The organism is Candidatus Caldatribacterium sp. (assembly GCA_014359405.1).
Classification (GTDB): Bacteria; Atribacterota; Atribacteria; order Atribacterales; family Caldatribacteriaceae; genus Caldatribacterium; species Caldatribacterium oleiphilum.
In genome coordinates this window covers 14951-16797 of record JACIZN010000030.1, presented here as the reverse complement: position 1 = coordinate 16797, position 1847 = coordinate 14951, and the positions used below count along the sequence as shown (strand labels likewise).

General features: G+C 56.3%; 3 protein-coding genes and 1 pseudogene (1 of these 4 cut by a window edge). 1 reads left to right on the top strand and 3 read right to left on the bottom strand.

Features of this window, described 5'->3' with window-relative positions; translation table 11 throughout:
• Positions 1-267, bottom strand: a 267-nt coding sequence (locus H5U36_03715) for a LacI family DNA-binding transcriptional regulator (GenBank protein MBC7217273.1), incomplete at its 3' end; no start/stop codon positions are given.
• A gap of 192 nt (positions 268-459) precedes the next feature.
• Between H5U36_03715 and H5U36_03710 the strand changes: the two genes are divergently transcribed.
• Positions 460-876: an Asp23/Gls24 family envelope stress response protein gene (locus H5U36_03710; protein MBC7217272.1), complete on the top strand. Its 417-nt coding sequence runs from the start codon at positions 460-462 to the stop codon at positions 874-876.
• Here H5U36_03710 and H5U36_03705 read toward each other — a convergent pair.
• Together H5U36_03705 and H5U36_03700 are read right to left on the bottom strand one after the other, a co-directional pair.
• Positions 873-1421 (bottom strand): helix-hairpin-helix domain-containing protein, encoded by a 549-nt coding sequence (locus H5U36_03705; GenBank protein MBC7217271.1) that lies wholly within the window; start codon positions 1419-1421, stop codon positions 873-875. The genes H5U36_03710 and H5U36_03705 overlap by 4 nt on opposite strands.
• Positions 1421-1847, bottom strand: a pseudogene (locus H5U36_03700) (leucine--tRNA ligase); it runs 1926 nt beyond the window's last position. The gene H5U36_03705 and the pseudogene H5U36_03700 overlap by 1 nt, the downstream one beginning before the upstream one ends.

Below are 1847 nucleotides of genomic sequence, written 5' to 3'. Positions count from 1 at the left end.
GTGGTTCTTCGCCGCCGTATCCTCGACTCCCCGGGCCAGAGTGGTGAAAAAGGGATTGGTGATGTCGGTGATGACAAGGCCGATGGTCTTTGTCTTCTGCAGGGCAAAGCTCCTCGCAAGAGAATTGGGGACGTACCCGAGCTCCTCTATGGCCTGCAGGACTCGAGCGCGGGTTTCAGGTTTCACCCCCCGCCGCCCATTAATGACCCGGGAGACCGTCATCGGTGAGACTCCGGCTCTTTTCGCAACGTCACGGATGGTGAGCATAACCCATTCTGCACACTTTTTTGTTACCGGTAACACATTATACTCCAAAAAATGGAGGAAGAGCAACTCCTGGAAAAGACAATTCTAAGGAGGCGTTGCGAATTTCCAGAGTACCGCCATAAGCCGACTTTTCCTTGCCATGTACATCGAGCGCCATTTCGGGTACAATAGGAGAAGAAAGGAGGCGGAACCGTGAACGAAGAGTATCGGGAAATCCCAGAGTCCGAGGTTACCCAGGAAACCCCTGAGGTCCTTGGGGAAATCATCATCGCCCCGGATATCATCGCTACCCTCGCGGCCATAACCACCATGAAGATTCCGGGAGTCACAGGGATGGCCGGGGTCCCGGCGGCATCCCTGAGTGCCCTCATCGGGAAGCGGGAACTCAACAAAGGCGTCAAGGTGGAGGTCAAGGACAAAACTGTACACCTTGAGATTGCGATTGTGGCCGATATCGACTCGGTGCTCATCGATGTGGCCCGAAAGGTTCAAAAAGAGGTGAAAAAAGTCGTCGAGACGAAGACAGGCATGAACGTCACCCGGGTCGATGTGAACATCCGGGATGTCTCGTACCGGGAAGAGCCAAAGGAAGAAACCCCGTCCGCTTAAAAAGTAATCCGGTCGCGGAATTTCTCAAGCGTCTTCGGTCCGATGCCCTTGATCTTGAGAAGGTCCTCAGGGCTTTTGAAAGGGCCGTGAGCCTCTCGGTACTCAACGATGCGCTGCGCAAGGACCTCGCCTATCCCCGGTAGCGTCTCGAGTTCTTCCGGGGAGGCCGTGTTCACGTTTACAAGAGAGACTCCCAGAGGAGGAGATAGCGAAAAGGGAGAAGAAGGAGATCCGCTTGTCCTTTCGGGGCGAGGGAGGGCAGGGATAACGATTTTTTGCCCGTCGTAGAGGGGAGCCGCAAGGTTCAGCCCCCGCAAATCCGCATCTGCCTTTGCCCCTCCGGCACGCTCAAGAAGCTCAAAAAGGCGCGTTCCTTCGGGTACCTCGTAGACTCCAGGATGCTCTACCGCCCCCTCAATCTGGACGATGAGAGGGACGGCACTGTGTCCTTTAGGGCGGTTCACCCACCACACAATCCCCACAAAGAGAAACGCCCCCAAGGAGGCGCAGAGGGCAAGAATCTTCTCCCGCCTTGAGAGTGGCATCATACGACGATGTTCACGAGCTTGTCCGGAACGTAGATGTACTTCTTCAGGGGTTTCCCATCAAGCCACTGCCTGATGCGTTCATCCTGGAGAGCGCGCTCGAGAACCTCCTTCTCCTCAAGGCCCCGAGGTACAACCACTTTCCCTCGAACCCGGCCGTTCACCTGGACGACAATCTCCACCACATCCTCTTCGAGCTTCTCCGGGTCGTACGCCGGCCAGGGGGCTTTTGAGAGGTACGCTTCCCCACCCAAGAGCTCCCAGAGTTCCTCGGTGATGTGGGGCGCAATGGGGTTGAGGAGGGACACAAGGGTCCGCATGGCAGAAAGGAGGAGCTCTCTATCTTTGGGATGCACCCCTTTTTCTCCCACAAAACGCAGGTACTCGGCAAGGTCGTTCAAGAGCTCCATCATGGCGCTTATTGCC

Excerpts from the sequence above, each read along its gene's own strand:
- H5U36_03705 (MBC7217271.1), bottom strand. The coding sequence starts at position 1,421 with ATGCCACTCTCAAGGCGGGAGAAGATTCTTGCCCTCTGCGCCTCCTTG.